The sequence below is a fragment of the Pedobacter faecalis genome (assembly GCF_030182585.1).
GTDB classification, from domain to species: Bacteria; Bacteroidota; Bacteroidia; order Sphingobacteriales; family Sphingobacteriaceae; genus Pedobacter; species Pedobacter faecalis.
Window position 1 is genome coordinate 2,101,878 of sequence record NZ_JARXOW010000001.1, and the last position, 24,489, is coordinate 2,126,366.

At 39.6% G+C, this 24,489-nt stretch carries 23 protein-coding genes; 4 read left to right on the forward strand and 19 right to left on the reverse strand.

Annotated elements, in window-relative coordinates; all coding sequences use genetic code 11:
• Positions 1–7: 7 nt before the first annotated feature.
• The 3 genes from QEP07_RS09480 to QEP07_RS09490 form a co-directional block, all read right to left on the reverse strand.
• Positions 8–388: a type II toxin-antitoxin system VapC family toxin gene (locus QEP07_RS09480; protein ID WP_285009777.1), complete on the reverse strand. Its 381-nt coding sequence runs from the start codon at positions 386–388 to the stop codon at positions 8–10.
• Positions 370–600: a hypothetical protein gene (locus tag QEP07_RS09485; protein WP_285009780.1), complete on the reverse strand. Its 231-nt coding sequence runs from the start codon at positions 598–600 to the stop codon at positions 370–372. The genes QEP07_RS09480 and QEP07_RS09485 overlap by 19 nt, the downstream gene beginning before the upstream one ends.
• A gap of 150 nt (positions 601–750) precedes the next feature.
• The gene (locus QEP07_RS09490) at positions 751–2,148 is read right to left on the reverse strand and encodes a UDP-glucose 6-dehydrogenase (RefSeq protein WP_285009783.1); all 1,398 of its coding nucleotides are present in this window, start codon (positions 2,146–2,148) and stop codon (positions 751–753) included.
• Positions 2,149–2,362: 214 nt separating this feature from the next.
• Between QEP07_RS09490 and gmd the strand changes: the two genes are divergently transcribed.
• From gmd to QEP07_RS09510, 4 genes are read left to right on the forward strand one after another with little or no spacing between them, the layout of a single operon-like run.
• Complete coding sequence (gene gmd / locus QEP07_RS09495; RefSeq protein WP_285009785.1) at positions 2,363–3,475, forward strand: GDP-mannose 4,6-dehydratase; 1,113 nt, start codon at positions 2,363–2,365, stop codon at positions 3,473–3,475.
• Positions 3,476–3,477: 2 nt separating this feature from the next.
• Positions 3,478–4,410, forward strand: a complete 933-nt coding sequence (locus tag QEP07_RS09500) for a GDP-L-fucose synthase family protein (RefSeq protein WP_285009788.1) — start codon at positions 3,478–3,480, stop codon at positions 4,408–4,410.
• On the forward strand, positions 4,410–5,486 hold the full coding sequence (locus QEP07_RS09505; RefSeq protein ID WP_285009791.1) for a mannose-1-phosphate guanylyltransferase: 1,077 nt from the start codon (positions 4,410–4,412) through the stop codon (positions 5,484–5,486). The genes QEP07_RS09500 and QEP07_RS09505 overlap by 1 nt, the downstream gene beginning before the upstream one ends.
• Before the next feature lie 20 nt (positions 5,487–5,506).
• Positions 5,507–7,024: a capsule assembly Wzi family protein gene (locus QEP07_RS09510; RefSeq protein ID WP_285009794.1), complete on the forward strand. Its 1,518-nt coding sequence runs from the start codon at positions 5,507–5,509 to the stop codon at positions 7,022–7,024.
• On the opposite strand, the gene QEP07_RS09515 is transcribed toward QEP07_RS09510, so the two are convergent.
• The 16 genes from QEP07_RS09515 to QEP07_RS09585 form a co-directional block, all read right to left on the reverse strand.
• On the reverse strand, positions 7,021–8,379 hold the full coding sequence (locus QEP07_RS09515) for a hypothetical protein (RefSeq protein ID WP_285009797.1): 1,359 nt from the start codon (positions 8,377–8,379) through the stop codon (positions 7,021–7,023). The two genes, QEP07_RS09510 and QEP07_RS09515, sit on opposite strands and share 4 nt — an antisense overlap.
• Entirely contained in the window at positions 8,376–9,473 is a 1,098-nt protein-coding gene (locus tag QEP07_RS09520) for a glycosyltransferase family 4 protein (protein ID WP_285009799.1), read from the reverse strand. The genes QEP07_RS09515 and QEP07_RS09520 overlap by 4 nt, the downstream gene beginning before the upstream one ends.
• A 2-nt stretch (positions 9,474–9,475) precedes the next feature.
• On the reverse strand, positions 9,476–10,534 hold the full coding sequence (locus QEP07_RS09525) for a glycosyltransferase family 4 protein (protein ID WP_285009801.1): 1,059 nt from the start codon (positions 10,532–10,534) through the stop codon (positions 9,476–9,478).
• A gap of 32 nt (positions 10,535–10,566) precedes the next feature.
• Positions 10,567–11,172 carry an LbetaH domain-containing protein gene (locus QEP07_RS09530; protein WP_285009802.1) on the reverse strand — a complete coding sequence of 202 codons (606 nt, stop codon included), beginning with the start codon at positions 11,170–11,172 and terminating at the stop codon, positions 10,567–10,569.
• Positions 11,169–11,690: an acyltransferase gene (locus QEP07_RS09535; RefSeq protein WP_285009804.1), complete on the reverse strand. Its 522-nt coding sequence runs from the start codon at positions 11,688–11,690 to the stop codon at positions 11,169–11,171. The genes QEP07_RS09530 and QEP07_RS09535 overlap by 4 nt, the downstream gene beginning before the upstream one ends.
• A gap of 3 nt (positions 11,691–11,693) precedes the next feature.
• Positions 11,694–12,863 (reverse strand): glycosyltransferase family 4 protein, encoded by a 1,170-nt coding sequence (locus QEP07_RS09540; protein WP_285009805.1) that lies wholly within the window; start codon positions 12,861–12,863, stop codon positions 11,694–11,696.
• 57 nt (positions 12,864–12,920) lie between these two features.
• Entirely contained in the window at positions 12,921–13,967 is a 1,047-nt protein-coding gene (locus tag QEP07_RS09545) for a glycosyltransferase (RefSeq protein WP_285009807.1), read from the reverse strand.
• Positions 13,921–15,204, reverse strand: a complete 1,284-nt coding sequence (locus tag QEP07_RS09550; protein ID WP_285009810.1) for an O-antigen ligase family protein — start codon at positions 15,202–15,204, stop codon at positions 13,921–13,923. The genes QEP07_RS09545 and QEP07_RS09550 overlap by 47 nt, the downstream gene beginning before the upstream one ends.
• 1 nt (position 15,205) lies before the next feature.
• Positions 15,206–15,775, reverse strand: coding sequence for a serine acetyltransferase (locus QEP07_RS16550; RefSeq protein ID WP_350223368.1), 570 nt, complete (start codon positions 15,773–15,775; stop codon positions 15,206–15,208).
• A gap of 3 nt (positions 15,776–15,778) precedes the next feature.
• Positions 15,779–17,308 (reverse strand): MATE family efflux transporter, encoded by a 1,530-nt coding sequence (locus tag QEP07_RS09555; protein WP_285009813.1) that lies wholly within the window; start codon positions 17,306–17,308, stop codon positions 15,779–15,781.
• 27 nt (positions 17,309–17,335) lie between these two features.
• Positions 17,336–17,965: an acyltransferase gene (locus tag QEP07_RS09560; RefSeq protein ID WP_285009815.1), complete on the reverse strand. Its 630-nt coding sequence runs from the start codon at positions 17,963–17,965 to the stop codon at positions 17,336–17,338.
• Between the two features lie 45 nt (positions 17,966–18,010).
• The gene (locus tag QEP07_RS09565; protein WP_285009818.1) at positions 18,011–19,045 is read right to left on the reverse strand and encodes an NAD-dependent epimerase/dehydratase family protein; all 1,035 of its coding nucleotides are present in this window, start codon (positions 19,043–19,045) and stop codon (positions 18,011–18,013) included.
• A 12-nt stretch (positions 19,046–19,057) separates the two neighbouring features.
• Positions 19,058–21,439 carry a GumC family protein gene (locus QEP07_RS09570; RefSeq protein WP_285009821.1) on the reverse strand — a complete coding sequence of 794 codons (2,382 nt, stop codon included), beginning with the start codon at positions 21,437–21,439 and terminating at the stop codon, positions 19,058–19,060.
• Between the two features lie 4 nt (positions 21,440–21,443).
• On the reverse strand, positions 21,444–22,250 hold the full coding sequence (locus QEP07_RS09575; protein ID WP_285009823.1) for a polysaccharide biosynthesis/export family protein: 807 nt from the start codon (positions 22,248–22,250) through the stop codon (positions 21,444–21,446).
• Between the two features lie 100 nt (positions 22,251–22,350).
• Complete coding sequence (locus tag QEP07_RS09580; protein ID WP_285009826.1) at positions 22,351–23,079, reverse strand: tyrosine-protein phosphatase; 729 nt, start codon at positions 23,077–23,079, stop codon at positions 22,351–22,353.
• A 517-nt stretch (positions 23,080–23,596) separates the two neighbouring features.
• Entirely contained in the window at positions 23,597–24,379 is a 783-nt protein-coding gene (locus tag QEP07_RS09585; RefSeq protein WP_285009828.1) for a PAS domain S-box protein, read from the reverse strand.
• Positions 24,380–24,489 lie beyond the last annotated feature (110 nt).

Sequence of the window (24,489 nt, forward strand, 5' to 3'; positions counted from 1 at the left end):
CTAAAGATTATAACTCGTAAGGATTTATTACATCGAGGTTTTTGAGATGCTTAAAGTCAGCGGTATTACGTGTGATCAAAACAAAGCCATACGCCATTGCTGTAGCAGCTATCACAGCATCAGGCAACTTAATTCGATAAGCTTTCCGAAGGGATATGGTTTCCAAAGCAACAACTTCACTAAGCGGATAAATCGTTGCTACGTCAACAAACTTTTGCAATGCCCTTATTTCCGCTTCCGGAGTACTATTTCCTGAAAACAACTCAATTTGAGTGATCACAGATATTATTGGTTCAATGCCCGTCATCAGAGCCCTACCCTCAGGCGGCATCTTGCCATTAAAAAAGTCAATTACCGCGTTGGAATCGATCAGATATCTCTTTCCCATTCTGAACGGCTTCGCTGAACATTGCTTTGCAAATCACTCGCAGTCTTGTCGGAAAGAATACCCCAAAAGTCCCCCATAGTGACCTGATGAGTAACACTATGTTCTAGTTCTTCTAGCGACAAGAAAGTGACCTCAATCTTCTTACCGACATACTCTTTAGGAATATCGAGTTTAATTTGATCATTTTCCGGAACCACAATTGTTCTTACCATACTCAAATATACTTTATTTATCCAGAAAGAAAAAACCAATCAATAGTGCTTTTAGGAGGTTTCTCCGTCATCTTGAGGAACAAAACGAGGAGCGCAAAAAAAATCCCGTTACACCAAAGCATAACGGGACAAAAAAATATACGTTAAAAATTAATTTACACCAATAGCTTTAACCTTAAAGCCAATTGCGCGCAATTTCTCAGCATCCAAGATGTTACGACCGTCAAAAATCTTAGCAGGTTTTTTCATATTGTCGTAAATACGCTGCCAGTCATAGTCCTTAAACTCATCCCATTCCGTAAGAATAGCAATGGCATGCGCATTCTCACAAGCACGATACGGATCCTCAAATACCTTCACCTGTTCGCGGTTCTCCTCAGGCTTGCGCGTATTCAGGTAATCCAGGTCGCCCAAAATCTGGTGCTCCTGAACCTTAGGATCGTACACACGAACCTTAGCTTGTTCATTTAAAAGCTCATCAGCAACATAAATAGCGGCCGACTCACGTGTATCGTTGGTATCCTTCTTAAAAGCCCATCCCAGGAAAGCGATCTTTTTGCCAGAAACCGTATTGTACAAATCCTTAACAATACCATGCGCAAAACGCTTCTTCTGGTGATCGTTCATAATAATCACCTGCTCCCAGTAGTCCGCCACCTCTCTCAAGCCGAAAGTGCGCGAAATATACACCAGGTTAAGAATATCCTTCTGGAAGCAAGAACCACCAAAACCCACAGAAGCTTTCAAGAACTTAGGGCCAATACGACTATCCGTACCAATAGCACGGGCCACCTCATTTACATCAGCTTCAGTCTTCTCGCAAAGTTCTGATATAGAATTTATCGATGATATCCGCTGAGCGAGATAAGCATTCGCCACCAGCTTAGAAAGCTCAGAAGACCAAACATTAGTGGTTAAGATACGCTCACGAGGAATCCAGTGCGCATAAATATCAACCAAAGCCTGAATGGCCTCTTTACCCTCAGGCGTCTGATCACCACCAATCAACACACGATCAGGCATCAGCAAATCCTCCACAGCAGTACCCTCAGCCAAAAACTCAGGGTTAGACAACACCTGGAAGTTTACCCCATTACCCGTATTATCCAAAATATCACGAACCGCCTCAGCAGTACGCACAGGCAAAGTAGATTTCTCTACAATAATCTTATCCGATTTAGAAACACGTGCAATTTGACGCGCACAAAGCTCAATCCATTTCAAATCTGCACCCTGACCTTTACCAGCACCATAAGTTTTAGTAGGCGTGTTTACAGAAATAAAAACCATCTCCGCTTCATCAATAGCTTTATCTACATCGGTAGAAAAAAACAGGTTACGACCACGCGCCTCAGCAACAACATCACTCAAACCAGGTTCATACACAGGGATGTTCTCCGTGTCAGGATCATTCCAGGCAGCAATTCTAGCCTCATTTAAATCGACTACAGTAACTTTAATTTCAGGACACTGCTTAGCGATAACAGCCATTGTAGGGCCTCCAACATACCCTGCACCGATGCAGCAAATTGATGTGATTTTTTTCATATTAGGATACAAATATTTCCGACGTTAAAACTGCAAAAAAACTATTAAACTAGCCACAATAAGAATGAAATATTATTAGCTACAAACTTAGTGTAAAAAGTACACAAAAGTAAGCAAATAACTATAAATCACTTATATTTGTATAAATTCTCTATAATTCTTAAGTTTTTGTTAACCCATTATTAATAAATCACGCTAAAAACTCCTCAAATCGATGAAAAAAGCACTAATCACAGGGATCACGGGTCAGGACGGCTCCTATCTAGCCGACTTTTTGTTAAAAAAAGGATATGAAGTTCACGGTATCAAACGCCGTAGCTCTTTGTTTAATACAGATCGTATCGATCATCTTTATCAGGACCCGCACGAAAGTAATGTGAAATTTGTTTTGCACTATGGTGATTTAAGTGATTCAACCAACCTTATCCGCATTATTCAGCAGGTTCAGCCAGACGAAATTTATAATCTCGGCGCAATGAGCCACGTACACGTAAGTTTTGAAACTCCTGAATACACAGCAAATGCAGATGGTATCGGTACCTTAAGAATTTTAGAAGCTATCCGGATTTTAGGTTTAGTAAACAAAACGAAGGTTTACCAGGCTTCTACATCAGAACTGTATGGTTTGGTGCAGGCAGTGCCTCAATCAGAAACCACACCATTCTATCCGCGTTCTCCTTACGCAGTAGCTAAAATGTACGCTTACTGGATTACCGTAAACTACAGGGAAGCTTACGGCATGTACGCTTGCAACGGTATCTTGTTTAACCACGAGAGTCCGCTACGGGGCGAAACTTTCGTTACTCGTAAGATCACCCGCGGCACCGCTAAAATTGCTTTAGGTCTGCAAGATAAATTGTACCTGGGTAACCTAAATGCACAACGCGACTGGGGCCACGCTAAAGATTACGTTGAGGCCATGTGGTTAATCCTTCAGCAAGAAAAACCAGAAGACTTTGTTATTGCTACTGGTGTAACTACCACAGTGCGCGACTTTATTAAAATGGCTTTCAGCGAAGTGGGCATTACATTAGAGTTTAAAGGTGAAGGCGTTGACGAAAAAGGATACGTAGTATCCTGCAGCAAGCCTGAATTCCAGATTGAAGTAGGTAAAGAAGTAGTGGCAGTTGATCCGCGTTACTTCAGGCCTACTGAAGTAGATTTGCTTATCGGCGATCCAACCAAGTGCAAAGAAAAACTAAACTGGATGCCTAAGTACGACCTCGCCGGATTGGTTAACGACATGATGACTTCAGATGTTCAGCATTTCCAAAAAGAAAAAATGTTGAAAGATGCTGGTTATGCAGTTAAAAACCAATACGAATAAGAATGGAAAAAAATGCAAAAATATACGTAGCCGGCCACAATGGAATGGTAGGCTCTGCTATAGTAAGAAAACTGAAGAGCGAAGGTTATGAAAACATCATAACCCGATCTTCAAAAGAACTGGATCTTACCGACAGCCCGTCGGTAAAAAACTTTTTTGAAACAGAAAAACCTGAGTATGTTTTTCTGGCCGCAGCCAAAGTAGGCGGCATCATGGCCAATAACATCTACAGAGGTGAGTTCTTGTACGAAAACCTGATGATCCAAAACAATGTGATTCATCAGTCCTATCTTAACGAGGTTAAGAAATTGATGTTCTTGGGTTCATCATGTATTTATCCTAAACTGGCTCCACAGCCCCTAAAGGAGGAATACTTATTAACCGGTGAGCTTGAGCCTACAAATGAGCCGTACGCTATTGCTAAGATTGCAGGCATCAAGCTTTGCGATGCCTACCGCTCACAGTATGGTTGCAATTACATTTCTGTAATGCCTACCAACCTTTACGGACCAAATGACAATTACGACCTGAACAACTCTCATGTTTTGCCAGCCTTGATCCGCAAAGTGATCACCGCTAAAAACAATGGCGTGTCATCGGTAACCATTTGGGGAACCGGTACGCCAAAACGTGAGTTCCTTTACGTAGACGATCTTGCAGATGCATGTTTCTATTTAATGCAAACTTACAATGAGCCCGGCTTGGTAAATATCGGCGTAGGTGAAGATGTTACCATACTGGAACTTGCCCAGCTTATTGCCAAAGTAGTAGGATTTGAAGGTGAAATAAAAACAGACCCGTCAAAGCCAGACGGCACACCAAGAAAGCTGATGGATGTAAGCAAATTACACGCACAAGGCTGGAAAGCGCAAGTATCGCTGGAAGAAGGGATTACCCGCGTATTCAATGATGTTAAAAATTTGAATTGGAATTAATGTCTAACAACTATGTATTTATTATGGCCGGAGGCGTTGGCAGCCGCTTCTGGCCAAAAAGCCGAAACAACTTCCCTAAACAATTCATTGATATTCTGGGCGTAGGAAAATCCCTACTGCAGCTTACCTATGAGCGCTTCCTGAAGCTTTGCCCGCAGGAGAATATTTACATCGTTACTAATGGCCAGTACGCGCCTATCATCCAAGAGCAGTTAACAGGAATAAACGCCGATCAAATCATCTGTGAACCTAGCAGGAACAATACTGCACCCTGCATAGCTTACGCCTCGTTCAAAATCAATGCCTTAAACCCAGACGCAAACATCGTAGTTGCGCCATCTGATCACTTCATTTTGTATGAAGACATCTTCATAGAGAAAATCAAACAAGCACTAGACTTCACCGCCGCAAACGACGCCCTGGTTACATTGGGCATAACACCAACCCGGCCGGATACAGGTTACGGCTATATTCAATACGCAAGTGAAGCAGCTAACAGCGTTCATAAAGTACTTCACTTCAGAGAAAAACCTGACCTAGAGAAAGCCAAAGCATTCCTTGCAGAAGGAAATTATGTTTGGAACGCAGGAATATTCATTTGGAAAGCAGAATCTATCTTACGCGCGCTTAACACCCATTCCAAAGAGATTTACGATCTCTTCAATAACGGGGCGGAGATTTACAATACCGAAGGTGAGCGAAGCTTTATTGATGAGCGCTACCCAACATCCCCAAACATTTCCATAGATTATGCTATTATGGAACAGGCGGATAACGTTTATACTATACCGGCGGAATTTGGATGGTCTGACCTGGGAACCTGGGCTTCTCTGTACGAGGCAGCACCAAAAGATGAAGAAAACAACGTGATTTCTGGAAACCAGGTGTACACTGCTGATACGACTAATAGCATCATACATATCAATAAAGACAAATTGGCCGTTATTAAAGGACTGGATAACTTTATTGTAGTTGATGAGGGTAATGCACTATTGATTTACCCAAAAACTCAGGAGCAAGAGATAAAAGAAGTAGTTAAGGAGTTAAGTTCAACTTACGGAAGTATATTTGCGTAGTTAAACATAACTTCGAGCTCATGAGAAAAGTACTGTTAATTCTTCTTTGCTTTTTAGTTCTACAAGGGAAAGCTCAATTAGATCAGAATGTAAAGGCAGAAGTGGAGCTTCAAGCAATTGGGACAACAAATGGAGTTGTTCCATTTTGGATGCGGTCTAATCAATATGGGTCTGTACCACTAGCAGGCGCCTCCACAAGTGCTATCGGCAGAATTTCGAGAGACTATGAGACTCTAAGCCCAAGCGACAAATTGTATGGGCGAGAAAAAACCATCGACTGGGGTTACGGCTTTGAGGGTCGTGCAAACGGCGGAGATGGATCGAACTTTTCTTTAATAGAGGCATATGGAAAGTTAAAAGTTTGGAAATTCCAGCTTACTGCTGGCCGGACCAGAGATGTTATGGGACTTAATGGTGACACAAGTCTTAGTTCCGGGAATTTCTCAGTTTCTGGCAATTCATTAGGAATTCCTAAGATTGAGATTTCAATTCCGGAATACTGGACTATACCTGTTTTTAACGGCCTTATTTCTATTAAAGGCAATTTTGCACATGGATGGTCAGGAAGTAAGACAGTAAAAAGGCATATCTCAGATGCAGTTATATCGCCCGTTGATCGGGTGGGCACATACCTCCATCAAAAATCTTTTTACGGAAGACTTGGTAAAAAAGACTGGCGCTTCAAATTATATGGAGGGTTCAATCACCAAGTTTTCTGGGGAGGAGAAAAGGATGTATATCAGGAATTCTACACCCTAACTCCTCTTGAGACCTTTTTTTACGTGGCCACGGGAAAAGCATATGGAAACTCCTATGAAGTTCCAAATTCAAAAATCGGCAATCAACTCGGATCCATTGATATCGGTGCAGAATATAATTTTGACGCCCTCCGTCTAACGATTTATCGGCAACACTTCTATGATATTGGCGCTCTTAGCAAACTCGCTAACATTGCTGACGGGTTAAATGGGATTTCAATTTCAAATACAAGTCAACAGGATCGGAGAATAACATGGAGAAGTATATTATTTGAATTCTTATATACCAAGCATCAGGCTGGCGAACTGAATGCTAAATATACCAAATCCGGCGATGAGGATTATTATAATAACTACTTCTATACCGAGGGCTGGACATATCGAGGTATAGGTTTAGGCACTCCGTTTATTAGTACGCACACAACGGTTAAGAGTGGTCAGGCTTCCGATCCGAGAGACTATTTTATTAATAACAGAGTTGTAGCATTCAACTTGGGGTTACATGCAGATGTAAATGCATGGCGGATGTTTGCAAAATTATCGTTTTCAAAAAACTTCGGCACATATGGCACCAGTACCATCGGGCACTCACTAGGATACGAGAGGTTTCCGCCAGAGTATGGTATCTTTAGACGGGTTAACCAGTTTTCCGCGTACATCGAGAGCGAAAGAAATATCGGCAAAAGGTTGGCATTAGGTACTGGAATTGGTTTTGACCACGGAAGACTACTGGATAACTCATTTGGCGCTGTAGTGAAGTTGAAAAAGTCATTTAACTAGTTAACTTGCAAAATCAAGCCTTTACCTAACAAGTTGAGACGTGGTTTTAAGACCCCATTATGAGGTTTAAGATCAGGTACAACCCTTTCCTCTATAAAAAGGTCAGAAGTCGAGAAAACAGTTACTCGATTTTTACTTTGGACACTATACTGTCCTTTCATGGTCAGAAAAACTACAAAAATCTTTTTTGAATTTGGCTGAGCAATTGCGATTAGGTCTTCACTGACAATTGCATGGGTACTGTAGTATTTATATCCATCCCAATATCTGTCTTTCAATTTAACATGATTTAAATTTTCCCATGCGGTCAATAGTCTGATAAGTTTCAACCTTGCCGGCACCTCCCTGATACTTTTGTAATTAGGCATATCGCCAGTGCCACCAAAACGACCGTACCAGGAAAACCAAGCTCCATTTATAGCCGCTTTTGCAGCTAATAATCTATTGTCCCTCTCGTCGTATACGTTGGGAGTAGTGCTCATTACACGTTCTCTACTTATAAGGCCATTATCATAAATACGTATATCATCAATAAAGTCCAGTCCCTTGGCCTCCTGACACAATACATCTGGCATAATTTCTTTAACTCTGGGATGAGATATTATCGGCTTTAACCAATCCTCATAAATTCGATACGGCTCCATAATAAAACGCGCTCCGGGAAATGTCGACCTAGCTTTCGAAAACAACAACTCATAAAAGTAAAATCGACCCGATTCATAGTTTATGAAGCGGTTCTTAGCATCTGAACTATTCCCAAATATAACATCCGAATTTTTAAGCTGCTGCCCACTGTTTGAACGAGGCCCACTCCAAAAATCACCACTTAACTGGGGTACATCCCATGCAAATCCAGCAAAACGGAACTCAGGATTTTTAGATTGTATATCTTTGACCTCTTGCAAAATCCGTGTTACCGCCCAATTTACGACAGATTGCTTTTGGAAGTCAAGTTCGGCAGAGAAGCGGTTTGAGTCGAAGAACCATCCAGTTGCTAAGTTATTCGGGAACGGTTTGCGGCTAAATTTAATTCTGCAATAATTCTCGTAGAAATCCCTGTCCTCCTTGCTATAACGTCTGGTTTTATCTATAATCCTCTGATAAACTGTATACTCTGGACTCTCTATATAGAAATACAATCCCTTGGACAAGGGATTATCTTCCATACCTTTCTGATAAAATACATGTGTATATCCCATCTGCCTAGCATAGGCTAAGTTCTCTTCAATGCCACCTCGCCAACATACACCATAAAAATTACGGTAATCAACCACTCTTTGCTGAGCTAAAGCAAAGCGGATAGAGATAAGTAACAGGAAGCAAACCGCCGCATATTTAATCAGTGCATATCTCATTTAAGCGTTTTGAACACTTCGAAAGTTGATTTGGCAATTACCCGCCAATCGTATGGCCGCAAATCATAAGTTTTATCCTCAACCACACTGTTTTCTAGAATTTCAACCAATTTCTGAGCTAGTACAGTTTCATCTCCCACCGGATAGTAGTTTTCACTAGGCATATTAACTTGCAAGTTAGCTGGAATGTCAGATGCTAATATCTGCAGACCGTAGGCCATCGCCTCCAATAGCGAAATTGGTAGCCCTTCATAAAAAGACGGGAGAACAAACAACCTGCAATTTGAAAAAAGTTGCGCTAACTCTTCTCCTTTCCGAAAACCTACAAATACTACTCCGGCAACCTCCCCCTGCTTTTTTAACTCCTGAGAATAAGACGTCTCATGATCTGCATCACCCGCGATGACGAGTTTATATTTTCTTGAAAGGCCTGTCTTTTTGTAGGCTCGTATTAAATAATCAAAGCCCTTTTCAGGAACAAATCGACCCAATGTAAATATGTAACTGCGTTTCTCTAGATCGAACTTTTTTAGGATTTCATATCTTACCACGGGTTTTCCTGTGATCGAAACACCATTTGGTATAAGGATAGAATCTGCACGACCATACTTGTCTACTAAAGATTTTTTGATTTCTTCCGAGATGACAATCACTCTATTGGCAAACTTAACTCCTGCCCATTCCCCTAGCTTCAAAAATAGTTTAGCAGCCTTACTCCATTTTGCTCTTTCATAGTCAGGCCCATGATGAGTCATTACGACCTTCAGTCCAAATATTCTAGCAAGCGGTGCCATTAAATTAGGTCCGACGGCATGAATATGTAATACATCAGGTCTACAAATTGCTGCCCATAAAACAGCGAGGAAAGAATGAATTATCGCTTCAAACATCTTACTCCTTGGAGCATAAATTGATTTTAGTTTTACTCCCCGGTAAGTTCTTAGCTCTGTCTTCACTATGTAACTAGACCTTAGGATAACGGTGATTTCACAATTAAATTCCTCCGCTATAAGCGGATAAAGCTCTTCGCAATGCGTCTCAACACCTCCTAGAATATTGGGTATTCCCCTAGTCCCGGTTACAAATATTTTCATAATTAGTCTATTAACTTCTCGTACCTTTCTCGAAATTTTTCGATGGAATAATTTTCAAGTAGCAGAGCCTTGCTTTTTCTCCCCATCTCAATCCTAAGTTGTTCGTCTTCCAGCAACATTTTTATGTGGGACTCTATCTGCTTTACATCTTTAACACCAGCAATAAATCCATTCTGTCCGTGCTTGATCAACATATAGTTGTCCCCTACATCAGTTGCTACAATTGGTAAATTTGCATTCATCGCTTCCATAATAGAATTGCTTGTGCCTTCGAAGAGCGATGTTGATAAATAAACATCCGCCTGATCTAATAGCTCTGGTATATTATCCGGATTGATAGCTATTTTAACATGGTTCTCTAAATTGAGTTCCAGTACCCTTTGTCTAATCTCCGTCTCTAGCTCGCCATATCCTACGATTTGATAACAAAGGTTCAGGTTAGCTTTTCGAAGATTGTCGACGACTGTTAGCGCTGTAAAATAGTCCTTCTGTTCAACAAATCTTCCAACGCTTATTATATTTAGTATTTCAGGATTTGATTCTTTTTGCTGGTATTCTTTTATGTTCTCGAAGCAGTTTGGAATAACTGTAAGTTTATCCTTCACAAAACCTTGAGTAAGAAAGTATCTTTCGCCGGCGTAACAATTCAAAATGGCTCCCTTGGAGTAATGGTTGCATAAAAGCCGATCTATTAGTGCCTTGGTTGGCGGAAGGTAGGCGTTTCTGATGCCTGTGTATACATTCTTAACCCCGACGATTCTAGAGGCGACCACTGCATAGAAATTTGCTGCGGTCAGGTAACTAAATATATATTCGATTTTCTTATCTCGCAGGTACTTTGTGAAATTTATAAACCTTCTCAGCAAACTGCCTTTAAAAGTGACTACAGTTATCTTCGGGGTATCCGCCAAAAGCCTCATGTACTTTGCCTCTTGATATTTAGAATTCAAGATAATATAATGAACGTTGCAGGTTTCACAAAGTGCTTTTGCTAAAAGGACCGATTGTTTCTCAGCACCACCACTCGTGAGGTTTTTGACAAAAATTGAAACATTTTTCATTTTAAACACATTTGTAATCTAAGTAAGCACTACTACACCTGATGACCACTGTGATCGAGATGCTTTATGATCGTTGATATGTCGATGGGCTTTATCTCCTTTGCAGGTACTCCACCAATCATCATATTCTCATTATAAAAAGATTTTCCGACTGCCGCATTCGCCGCGATAGCGCAGTTATTCGGTATAGAGATTTTTCCGTAGATCTTCGCGCCTGGCCCAATATAAACATTGTCACCAATTATCGGTGCGTCTGGGAGTCCACCTGAAGCACCGATGTTAGTGCAGGCTTGGATTCGACAATTTCGACCTATTCTTGCTTGCGGATTGACGATTATTGTTCCAGCATGAACAATTGCTAAACCCGGGCCGAAAACATTTTCCGGAATTGAAACTCCTCCAATCTTGATTCCGTAATCTCTACAATTCCTTTTGAGAATATAATATATTAATTTATTAAAAAGACCCCTCTTACAATTTCCATAGTATTCAACCTTTCTTAATCTTCGTTGAAAACGCCACGTGTAGTGTGGCACAAAAATCTCCAGAATTCTTCGTTTAAATGACCATCGATCAATCCCTAATGCAACTTTATCTTGACTTAGGTAGTACTTATATTCCGCCCTGGACTTTATCATTTTTTAAGGCTATCAATTATAAACTTCTCTTTCGCTTTACCTTCTAATCCCTCAGGCATAATTATGTGATCGTTACGACTAATAACATCCCTCTCGTATTGTTGTATAGTCTTCAACAACTTGGCGGGAACCCCGCCGACCACTGAATCTGAAGACACACTTTTCGTAACGATGCTCCCTGCTGCAATAATTACATTATCTCCTATATCTACATTCGGCATAATCATTACACCTGAACCGATAAAAACGTTATCACCAATTGTTATTCTCCCATATTTATTTATACGCGGATATTTCTTCCGCAAAACCGATAGACCGCCATCATGGGTATGAAATGTAACATTTTGTGTTATGGTAACGTTGCTACCAATCGATATTAAATAAGGTTCTGAACCGAAATCGGGTGAACCAGTAAACCTGACGTTATCGCCTATCCGGACCCCAAGATATTTTGTGTAAATGACTCTTTTAACAGTAGAATTACCGAGCTTAGCAAAGAGTAGTATCAATTTATTCATATGTTAAAGTTGCTTTAAGAATTCAACGAACTTTTTCCCATTTTTATCGACATCAAAATGTTTCTTGACCACCATCAAACCGTTATCTCCCATCTCTAAAGCTTTTTCTTCATTTTCTACTAGATACTTCAAGCTTTCGAAAATACTTTCAACGTCTTCGGGAACAGCTATGCAGGCATTCTTTTTGTCCTCCAGGTATAAACACACATCACTTACGTTAGTTGCTATTACCGGGTTACCTGTCGCTAGATATTCCGACAGTTTAAACGGAAAACCAAAATTAGCGAAAACGGAGTTCGAGCGGGTCATAGTAAGAATGTCGCTTTCTCTTAGTACAGTATACAATTCATCATCATCTACATAACCTCTGTATTCAATATTTTTTTCGTTCTCAATAAGGCTCATTATCACATCCATATCCCGTTTTATACCCTTCCCTATAAGTATTAACCTAACATCACTACGATAAGAGACGAGCTGTTTAAACGCTTTCACTAAATAATCCACCCCGTCTTTCGGTGTAAATGTGCCCACGTAAAGTATTTTTACCGGGTTGGAGAAGGCCTCTTTTTTTACTGACCTTATTATTGGAGTAGAGTTGGGCAACAAACATATTGGCTGGTTGTAGCGCTCCCTATTCCACTTCTGAAGTGCAGTAGATATCACGAAAAAAGCATCAGCCTGTCTATAGCCCCACTTGGTAATTACATCATTTATAGTAGCATAGATTTTCGACTTCAATGAGATATTAACTCCTTTAGCTACATAACTAGTCTCCACCTGATCAAAAATAATCTTATACCCCAGGTGTTTACCATATAGCAGAAATGGCAGGTCGTCAATACCTAAACTGGTATGAAAAATTAAGACGTTCGTCGAATTTTCATCGTAACACTTTTTGAGAAACGCTGACACTTGTTTGTAATAGCTCACTTTTCCGGTTAACCCGTGATAAAAGACAGAAGAAAAATTGATAAACTCTGTAGCACCATAATATCCATGATCAGGATTATTAAATTTTTCCAAATCTTTTTTGCTTTGCCTTAGACAAACGACCCTACATTTGACAGCAGTAGCATTCAGGTAGTCGATAATATATTTCCGTCTTTTTACGCTAGCTATTCCGTTTGGAAAAGACAATCTACCGGTAAAAATCACATTTAAAGGTTTCATATGCTGTTTTTGTGCTCAAATAAATGAAATACTTTTAACTTACCTAAGTCTGCGAACTCAGAATCTATTCATATGTGCGATCCACAAGTCTGCAATTTTTGCTTTATCTAGATCTTCCCTGATCTTAGCAGCATTTTCTTGTAGCATCATTCTAAATTCTTGATTTTCAATGATTCGATTCATACTTGCCGTCATGTGTTCAACGCTCCCAGTCGGAATAATAATGCCATTGATATTATTTTTAATTAAGACATGAGCTCCTCCTGACGGAAAATCCGTAGAAATACAAGCCAACCCCATGGACATTGCCTCAATTAATGCATTTGGCATCCCCTCTAAGTATGAACTTAACACAAATATTTCAGCATCAGCTATGTGATCGACCACACGATCAACCCTTCCCTTCAGTTCTACTAGCTCACTCATTCCAAGTGAATTAATAAGGCTCTCAAGTACTGATCTTTGGGGGCCATCACCATAGATTTCTAAACTATAATGGTGTCTATTTTCCAACTGAGAAAACGCCCGTATTAAAAGATCAAAACCTTTCTCCTCTGAGAGACGGCCAACTCCAACAATCCTTTTCCTCCTATGCACACTGAAGTCGTCTAGCTCGTCCATGATAGGGTTGGAGATAACAACAGATTTAGATATGTGCTTTCTATATCGCATTCTTAGTTTGTCGGTCTGAAAAACGATAGCAGTAGCTAGACTTAACAATAAACGACTGAGATATCGGGTGAATAGACCAGAGCCTATTTGACGAGGGTCTACCCTCAAAGAGTACAAAGATTTTACTTGATGACTTTTCGCAGCGTGAAATAACAATACATCTGGAGAAAAACTAATGAGCCAGTCTGGTCGCTTTTCTTCAAAGAACTTCGAGAGACTATTATACCTCTTGAGATATTTGTGGACTTTATTAAGATTTTCCACAGGCTCAAAGATGGAGATATCAAATTCGAATGGCTGATTTCGCAAGTTCTGATTCCATGAGAAGCAAACAATTTCGTGCCCTCTTTTTTTAAATTCTGACATTAAAGTCCTCATTACACGCTCACCGCCTCCGTAAACGAGTCGATCTATTTGAAATGCTATCTTCATAATTCAGACTGTATTGAGTTTGTTTTTTATTCGAATATCCGGGCTCGTTATACATTAAAAAAGCAATTATCAATCCCCATATAGGAAAGAACTGCACGTACGGAAATTGCCTTGCCGTAATCCCAACAAATAGTATCACAAGTAAGGAGAGGAGTAACTGCCAATAGAGAAAGTTAGACTTCGCTTTGGATTTGATAAACGAGGAAATTACTGAATATATAAAAAAGAGATAAAGTATTGCGCCTATTAAGCCGCCTTCTGCCAGGTGAACCATGTACTCCGTATGAAGAGGATACTCCGACCGATTATAACCGCTATAATTCCATAACCCTATACCGTTGACTGGATGGTCAAGAAAGTTATCAAATCCTATAATGTAATATACTATACGCTCGCCTAGGAAGCCATCAAAAACGGTACCTGTTGCATAAGCGTCTTTTACCTGCATGCTCTCACCTTTACTAGCTTCAACAAAACGCTTTCCGGCATCTGTGTTGTCCAAAATATATTGTCCAACCGGGACAACAAGCATAGCAATAGCAACCAAGATTATAATTCCGTGAGATTTCGCTTTCGATTTTACAAATCGACCAATTGTATAAATTAGTATCGATAATGCGAAAATAGAAATCGAGTTACGTGATTGAGTCAATAGTATAACTCCTAATGGTAGTGCAGCCACACTTGCGTAAAAGAAAATCGATTTATTTCTATAGACACAAAAGATGGAAAGCAAGACCCCAGCAAAACCCGCGTATTGGCCAATAATATTAGGGTGAAGTGTAGCTGTTTGAATTCGCCCTTCATCATTCGCTATACCCGAGGTTCTAAAAACCAAAATTACAAGTGCGGTATAAACTAAATATGTGTAAAAGAGAACTGCAATTGTCTTGTTCATATTTGATCTTCCCATAAAAACTGTCAATCCCATAGCCAATACTGGAGTTAATACACATGTAAAAAGGACGTCCATATCGGTACCCGGCACATTTAAGAACACAGCATTTAAAAAATGATATGTCATTAATACGGCATATATCTTAAGCGGTCGCGAAAAAAACGCCTTTTTAAAAGAGAAGTCTCGTGAAAGATATAATAATGAAAACAAGCCTACGAACACAGGGACTTTTGTCCCGCCAGGAACATTAATCAACAAACTTAAAATTGGGAACAATAGCATTATCACTAACGTATTTGTAGCAATCTTAAAATGAAAGTGATTTCTCTTTGTCACCATACTAAGATATCTTTCGTATAACTCGAGCGGGATTGCCAGCTACGATAGAGTTGCTTTCTATATCTTTGACAATTACTGAGCCTGCACCAATTATTACGTTATCACCTATATTAACATGTCCGATAATAACCACATTCGCACCTACCTGCACGTTATTTCCAATTGTAGGTCTAAGGTCATTTCTCCCATCTGTCTTATTTCCTATAGTAGTACATTGCCGGCATGAAAAATCTCGTCCAATCCGCTCTGCATTGATGAATGTTGCGAATGGATGTGCCAGATAAATCCCTCCACCAATTTGGTTCGTATTAAGAAAGAAACTGTTAGAGCCAGGGGAAAGTAATCTCAGGAACCTCGATTTCCGTCCAATTCTAAGATAAAAGATTGTTCTATAGTACTTGTCATTCTTGAGAGTAACAAGTAACGCTTTATAAAGGGAAATATCTGTCCACCTTCGCTTCTTGATTACCATCTCTACGTCTGAAGTTATAAGATCTTTCACAGTTTTATTCGAAGAAATAAAAACAAGCAAATGGAAAATAAAGCGAATCAATCTAATATTTTCTAACATAATCTATCTGCGAATTCTACCTCTAATATTACTTAACAGATTCATTACGGATTCCTTTTCTCTTCTACTAAATACCAAGTTATAATAGAATAGAACGAATGTCAGTGCTGACAACCCGCCTATAACCAATGAAACGAAAATTCCCATACTCAAATACTGATTAAGGTTGATGAAGATAAAATATAATATTATGAAGAGGGATGAAGATATCATTACATACTTCGCGTACATTACAATATCCAGTCGGTATAATCTATACGTAAATAACGCCGTAATGACTAACGAGCATATTTCGGCGACAAATATTATATAAAAGATCGTATAATGAATAAATCCCAGTCGGAAAAAGACAGGTGATATGGCTAATGGTAAAAGAAGTATAATTGATGTAAAAATTTGATAATATTTGATATTCCTGTCGGCAAGAATAGCTCTAACCAATCCAGGGTATAGCTGCATGACAAGAAAAGCGCTTAAAGTCAACCGACAATAGATTACCGTATTTTCAGGCACGAGCCTAAGCCATAAAGAAAGAATTAATGGTAAATTAGTGAGAATAGGCAACGCTATCAATGCAGATAACCCAAAAGCTAGCTTGCATGAAAACACGGATAGATACAAAAATTTATCCATATCACCTTCACCCTTACTCTTCATAATCTGCGGTGTGATTGAGTTTGTTAGCATTTGTGAAAAATAAGAGAGAAGGCTGCGAACTTGATTTGCAATGCCCACCACAGCATTTATAGCGGTAGAAAAGAAAACATTCAGTATGATAGCAGTACCTTGAGTCCGGCCTATAACAGCAAAACTACTTAGTGAATTCCATCCAAGATAACCCGCCATCTCTCTAACTAAATCTTTGTTATCAGCGAACTTAGCACTTACAACGTTCTTAGCTTCACTATATTTAATTTTGCACCATACTACTTTTATCACCATATTTATGACGGTGGTAAACAACATCCAGGCCGAATAGAAAATGAGTGGATCAGATGCCTCTTTCAATAAAAAAACTAAGGACAGCTTTAATATGCTAGTAATAATCTCGACGATCGCAAAAAACCACAAATGTTCGTGCGCATTAAGCGCAGCATTGTAAGGAGTTGACATAATAGTAAACAACACCGATACCACCATAATTTGATAGACGACCTTTGCAGCTCCGACTTTATCTGCCGGTATATTAAGCATACCGTCAAAGAGTATCGCCGTAAGTACTTCAAGAAATAATAGGACGAAAACAGCGAATATCCAATGTAGCTTTAAACTTATTGAGAAGACTTTACGCAAAAGACTAATATCCTTTTTTCCGATAGAAATGGACATATATCTTTGTGTGGCAATCATTAATGTGCCACTAAAGAAGGCTAAAAGATTAATAATTCCGCCAATCAAGTTATAGATACCGAAATTGTCGATGCCTAATTCACGAAGCACAACACTTGTCAAAAATAAGCTGACTACGGTAGTTATTATGAGATTTATGTATAATGTCCCAGTGTTAATGAATACTCTTAATGAAGATTGCATGAAGTCTTTACTAGATAAGGAATATATTTATAGTATGCTTATATCTCCATCTTTCATAACAAGTTTCCGTGGCAAAAGATGTATGTCTGTCCTTACCACTTTAGCGGGATTACCGGCAACAATGGAATTTGCAGGAACGTCCTTAGTCACAACTGATGCCATCGCAACAATACTATTCTCACCTATAGTGACACCTTTAAGAATAATAGCATGGGCCCCTATCCAAGCATTTTCTCCTACTACTACGGGTGCGTTATCTGATATTTCCCACACACTTCTATAAAGGTATTTTGGCGATGGGTTAGAATAAATCAATTTTCTGTCTTCAGGATGAACAGGATGGTTGTTGTTATCGCTAATAGTAACGTTATATGAAATTGTGGCCCCCGTTTCAAAAGTGACACCGCTTACTGCGTGAACGATAGTATTGGACCCGATCGTCACATTATCCTTACAAATTATCTTGGCGTGATTTTGGGTTGTAAGTTTTCCATACATTTTTACGTGATTCCCAATCACGACATCACCTTTGTCCGAACCATAATACAGTCGAATATCAGAACTATCTGAAAAATATACACTGCCCTTCAACGTGCACTTAGACTTCAATTTTCTACGTTTTAGTTCAGCTAAAATTCTGTAAATATATTTTATCATTGATCCGACTTTTTACTAATGGCTATCTTGGCCATGAACGTGTATTTATAATTTGTAGTAATTCTTATACCAATCTGCAAACTTACTTATCCCTATTTGCAGTGGTGTGTCAGGACGGTAATTAAAGTTTTCAATTAATTCAGTGACGTCAGCCCATGTCGCATATACATCCCCCTGTTGCATATCTAGCATTTGCATTTCCGGCTTCATACCCATAGAATCACCGACTATTGTTATAAACTCCATGAGCTCTACCGGCGTATTGTTTCCTATATTATATATATTATATAAAGTATCCTCATCGCTTGGTGGAACTCCATTTAAATACTTTTCGACCATATTCTTTATACCGTTCACAATATCGTCGATGTATGTAAAGTCACGCTTCAGCTTGCCATGATTGAATACCTTTATCGCTTTTCCCTCTTTGATTGCGTCTGCAAATAAAAAGTAAGCCATATCAGGCCGGCCCCAAGGACCGTACACCGTGAAAAAACGAAGCCCAGTGGTTGGTATCTTATATAAATGACTATAGGTGTGAGCCATCAGCTCGTTCGACCTTTTTGTAGCTGCATACAATGAAACCGGTTGGTCTACTCTATCCTGCACAGAAAAAGGCATTGTCTTGTTAAGTCCATAAACACTGGATGAACTGGCATATAGCAAATGTTTAACCTTAAAACGCCTAGATACTTCCAATATGTTTAGAAAACCGACAACGTTTGACTGAACATACGCGTCTGGGTTTTCAATTGAATATCTTACACCCGCCTGCGCAGCAAGATTAATAATGACATCAACGTTTTCACTAGCACATAGTTCCATCAACTCAGACTTATCCTCCAAATTCATTCTCACGAACCGATAATTCTTGTGCACAGAGCTCTGAACTATCTGGAACCAATTAATTTCACTTTGGTCGATGCCACTTTGCGCGAGACGAGCGAATTTCAGATTAACGTCATAGTAATCATTTATGTTATCCAAGCCAACTATCTCATAACCTTCCTTAAGAAGTGATTCTGCTAAATGGAACCCGACAAAACCAGCAGTTCCCGTGATAAGTATCTTATATGCCATTCGAATAGAATTTTATTTTCTTATTAAACGTTTCCAAATTGGTGTCTTTTTGGATTCGTTGGAACCGTAGTTACCATAACCGTATCCATAACCGTAGCCATAACCATAGCCATAACCATAGCCATAACCATAGCCCTCAGAAACTTGAATATCATTAACAACAACTCCGATAGACTTTATTTTTCTATTTTTCCTCAAATCCTCCACAATATTTAACTGAGCTTTGTATGTATAATTTTGCCGTACTAAGTATAAACAGGTATCAGCATGAGGTGCTATCAGCTGCGCATCGGTTACTACCCCAATAGGCGGAGCGTCAACTATAATGTAATCGAAATCTTTTTTTAACTCCTCTATTAATTCGCCGGTCCTGCCATTAAGCAGCAACTCTGCAGGATTTGGCGGTATGGGACCCGAAGGGACTATGAAAAGACTTTTGTGAAGCTTTAGAGGTTGAATAATATCCTTCGAAGTTAAGGAAGAGTCAATAATAAAATTGGTAAAACCCTTAGTATTTGGGATATTGACCTTTGCGGAAAGCCCGGGTTTCCTAAGATCAAGTTCCATCAAAATAACTCTTTTGTTGGATAGAGCAAGGATATTACCAAGGTTTATCGCGACGAAAGATTTCCCCTCCCCTGACATGCTGGACGTCAATAAGATGACCTTTTCATCAACAGTGTTCGTCATAAAAGACAAATTCGTTCTTAATGCTCTGAATTGTTCAGCAACTGCGGAACGAGAACTGTTAGAAACAACTAAGTTGTCATTTTCCTGATTATGACTAATCTCCCCGACTATAGGCGTGCTAGTGCCCTTAATGATGTCATCTTTAGTCTGAATCTTATTGTTTAAAACTTCTAGTATATATATTAACCCGACGGGAACCGCTAAACCGACAATAAATCCCAGCATCAGCACCATACTTTTTTTAGGGCTGATTGGTTTAAATTCAGACTTAGGCGGGTCAATCGTCTTAGAATTTGCAATATTGGAAGTCTTAGAAATAGCAGTCTCCTCAGACTTTTGCATCAAAAAGATATATAACTCTTGCTTTATCTGCTGCTGCCTTGCTAAGTTTAAGTACTGCCGCTCGATCTGAGGGACATCCTTTACCTGTGCTTCGGCCTTCCTCATCTGTGCCGAGATCTTATTTCTGGTGATCTCGAAACCTCTTAATGTGTTAGAGAGATTGGATTGGATATCTGCCCTGGCATTAGCGATCTCCTTATCAATTAATACAATGCTAGGGTTAGACTCTGTGACACCAATTAACTGCCTGGCACGTTCCATAGTCAGTTCGTTGTAACGCTCCACGGCTCCACTAAAAACCATATCAGTTGGAATTACCGAACTAGGTAACACCCGCTTATTTGTATTCTCGTCCTTAAGATAATCCTGCAAGCTTTTTAGGATACTAATCTGTGTCTCTACCTTTGATAATTCATCCAAATATTGGCTAGTGGTCTGTACCAAAAGTTTTGACTGTTCAGTCATATCAGCAAGATTGTTCGATTGCTTGAAACCTTGAATATTTCCCTCTAAGTCGCCCAACTCTCTTCCGATAAACCCTAAACGGCTTTGGATAAATTTAACGGTACTGTCTGCAACCTCATTTTTATCTTTGACATTAGCTTCGACGTACTTTTCAATAAGCTTATTCATTATATCCTCACCTTTTCTGGGGATAGCATGATTAAGAGAAAGATCAATGACTGTTACGAGTTTATTTGTAACCTCTACCTTCAGATTCTCTTTTAGCTCAGCGACCTTAGAATCAACAGATTTCACATTTATCATAAAGTCGTCCTCGTGCAATGGGATACTGTCGTTTTTAGAAATCTGGACGACGCCGACACCAGGGATTTTAAAGGGAGAACCCAACTCTACAGTTGTATCTAACTCATCAGTAACAACAGACAAGGTTTTACCTTTCGAGATTTTAAGATCAACATCTGTACTTCGTATAGTATCTTGCTCTTTGAGAATATTTAATATGAGCGGGGACTTATAAAGTTGCACGTTTTTCAAAGGAGTTTTGGAGTAATAGGTTACATTTAATTTCATATCCTCAACAACCTGCTCCAATAAAAACCTAGTTTTGAGAACTTCAGCTTCGTTATCTACTGTACTTTTAGATCCGAGAAGCCCTCCTAAGTCACCCAGTAAGTCACCCCCACCAAGCATTCCTGCACCTTTTTTTTCATCGTTAACCAATATCCGTGCGGATATTGTATATGTTGGTGTTTTATATTTATAATAAAAATATGCCAAGGACAAGGAAATGGTAAGCGACAATAAAATCCAAAGCCAGTTGGCAATGAGTTTACCGAATAGCTTCTTGAAATCTATCCCCGAATCTTCCTGCGTATTATCTTCTGAAAAAGTATCCATTTTATTATAATCTTGTTAATAAAACTATTAATACAGATAGCGCTGTACCAATTATAGCGAATGTTTGCGTCCGAGCTTGGTTCAATGAGGCTGCCTTACCCTTATTAGGTTCGACATACAACACATCATTTTGCTTTAAATAGAAGTATGGACTGTTGAAAATTTCTTTAGAATTCAGATTTAGCCGCGCAAACTCTTTTTTCCCATTATTGTCTCTTATCAGAGTGACATTTTCTCTTTTACCGAAGATGGTTAAGTCTCCGGCTAGCCCTAACGCATCAAGCACTGTAACTTTTTCATTCGGGATGACATAGGAAGCTGGCCTCGCTACCTCTCCAAGTATTGTTACCTTGAAATTTGCGAATCTTACTTGAACATTTGGATTTTGATATACCTTGGAGGCACTCTCCTTAATAAGATCTCTTGCTTCGTAGGTAGTAAACCCGGCTACTTTAATCTTCCCGACCACTGAGAGATCTATTTCCCCGTTCTTATCAACCAGAAAACCAGCAGTGGGGGGGGTTGCACCAAGTGTGGATACAGGTCCGGTATTAGTGCTAATAGCCTGACTTGCGGCTTGATTGACTACCATATTCGTATTAGGATCTATGGTGAAGATTGAAATTGACAAAATATCATCTGTCTGAATAACAGGCTCGGTAAACTTGGCGGTATTTGCTAGTTCTGACTGCGCTTCTGTACTGATATCCTGGAAATAAGGGACGTTCTTAGTACTCGTACAAGAGCCTAGAAACAAAACTGAGAGGATTAATAAGGAGCTAATGTTTTTTCGATGTCTAATTAAAATCATAGGTTGTGATGAAGGTTAATTCTCATTTTTAAGTAAAAAAGAGTTGCAAATTTAGCTTTTTTCTTGCTTAATCGGGCATCACTATTTTTGGGTATTACGTTCACGAAAACACTTCCTTATTTTTAAAAGGGTACTCCCCTAGTTTTTCGTATAAATAACCGCTTTTAACGGCATCTGTTAGGGCCTGCAAATGTTTATCGTGGTGCAGGTCTGTTCCGGTCAGGTCATAGTACCTGCGTTCGAGCAGATAATCGGCAGCGCGTTTCACTTCTTTGCCATAGTATCCTGTCGGAGAAAGAAGGTTCATTTGAAGCATTACGCCCATGTCTTTATAGCGTTCCAGCTTGGTTAAGCTTTTGTGATAAAACACATAGCGCTCCGGGTGGGCCAGAATAATGTTATAGCCTTTAATCTGCAGGTCGAAAATTGTCTTTTCTATATTAGGGCTTTCATTCAGGTACGACATTTCTATCAACAGGTACTTCTCTGGCAGGCACATCAGGTCGTCGCTGATCTCAAAGTTTTCATCAATCATGTACTCAGCCGCCGCACCAAGCTCTACATTGATTTTAGCTTTGGTGAGGGCTTCCCTGGTTTGGGCCAGTGCCGGGTTAATGGTATCGCAGGTGTTTGGGTACAATTCTTTAAAAATATGCGGCGTGCAAAGGAATTTACGGAAACCGAGCTCATTTAGTTGCTTAATCAAGGCTACAGATTGCGTAACATCGGGTGATCCGTCGTCAATTCCGGGTAATAAATGCGAATGAACATCAATTCCGAGCCATTCTATATTATCTACACGTGTTTTTTTCTTAAAAAATGAAAACATTCCCTTGATTTTGACTGAAAACTTTAAAAATGGACCTGATTTTTCACTGCAATACTAAATAATACTTAAGGATTCGAACAAATATAAGGAAATGTTATACAACTATTCATATTAATTTTTCATAAATATTCTGTGTATTTAGCGCTAAAACGCTATAAATGAACAAAATATTACTTCAGATAGTGTAAAACGTACACTTTAGGCATTCGGAATGGCAGTTTTGTTGACATCAATGTCAGTTTTGTTAACCTGAGAGGGGGTACATTTGTCACAATCCTTCCCTATTACACCACACACAACAAACCAATCATAACTAAAGTATTGAACAATGGAAGGCAAAAGGGTAGATATTTCGAAAAGCTATGAAACAGAAGACAGAAAGACTTGTATGTACTGCAAATCAACACAGCTGGAAAGAATTCCAAGGCCCAAGGCTGTAAAGATATTTTTAGGCTGGCTTCCGCTGAAGCGTTATATCTGCTACAACTGTGTAAGCAAACAGTATCGTTTTAGCTAATTAAAAAAACAGATTATTTACATCATAGCCGAAGTGTTCGGCAAAGACTTTACGGAAATAGGACGGGGTTTTGAAACCAGCGGCAAAGGCCACCTCAGCAATGGTGCGGCACTTGCCGCTTTCTATAGCTTCCCTGGCTACTTTTAAGCGTATTCCCCTGATGTAATTATTGGGTGTAGCCTGCAGCAGATCGTCAAGCCGTCGGTATAGTTGCCGCTCGCTCATAGCCATTGCATCACTTATCGTACTCACCTTAATATTGGTGTTTTTAATGGCCGATGCGACTTTAGCCTCCAGTTCTTGCAGCCACAGCTTGTCTGCTTCAGAAAGCCCTACACCTGCCAGACCAATGGGGTCAGCGTTAAACTGTTTCTCTATCGACTTTAGTCTGCGGTAAGAATCGAGTTTCTTTTCTGTAATATTCTTGGCAACGGCAAATACCAGTTGTTTTTCCGGCATCGCTACGGAAGTCCAGGTAAGCCACACGGTATTCCCGCTTTTGGTGATGTAACGGTTTTCATAATTGTGTAGCGGCTCACCCCCAAGCAGTTTCTCACGCCTTTTCGCAGTCAGTTCCCTATCGTCCGGGTGCATAAACGAACTTATTGGCTTAGCAAAAAGCTCCTCCCGCGTGTAGCCAAGTGTACGGCACACCGCGTCGTTAACCTTTCTGAAATATCCGTCGAAACCTGCTACGCAAATCCAATCCAAAGAAATATTCACGAAAGCTTCCAGATCAAAGTCGTCTTTGCCCTCGGAGACCTCCCGTTCATTAAAATCCATAAAACTTACCCTATGCCGCAAAAATAGCATTTTACACAACTTATAGGTGTGTAACCTCGTTTTTCTGGCTATCTACCAGAAATATCCGCTTCGGCTGATTCGGCCTTAAT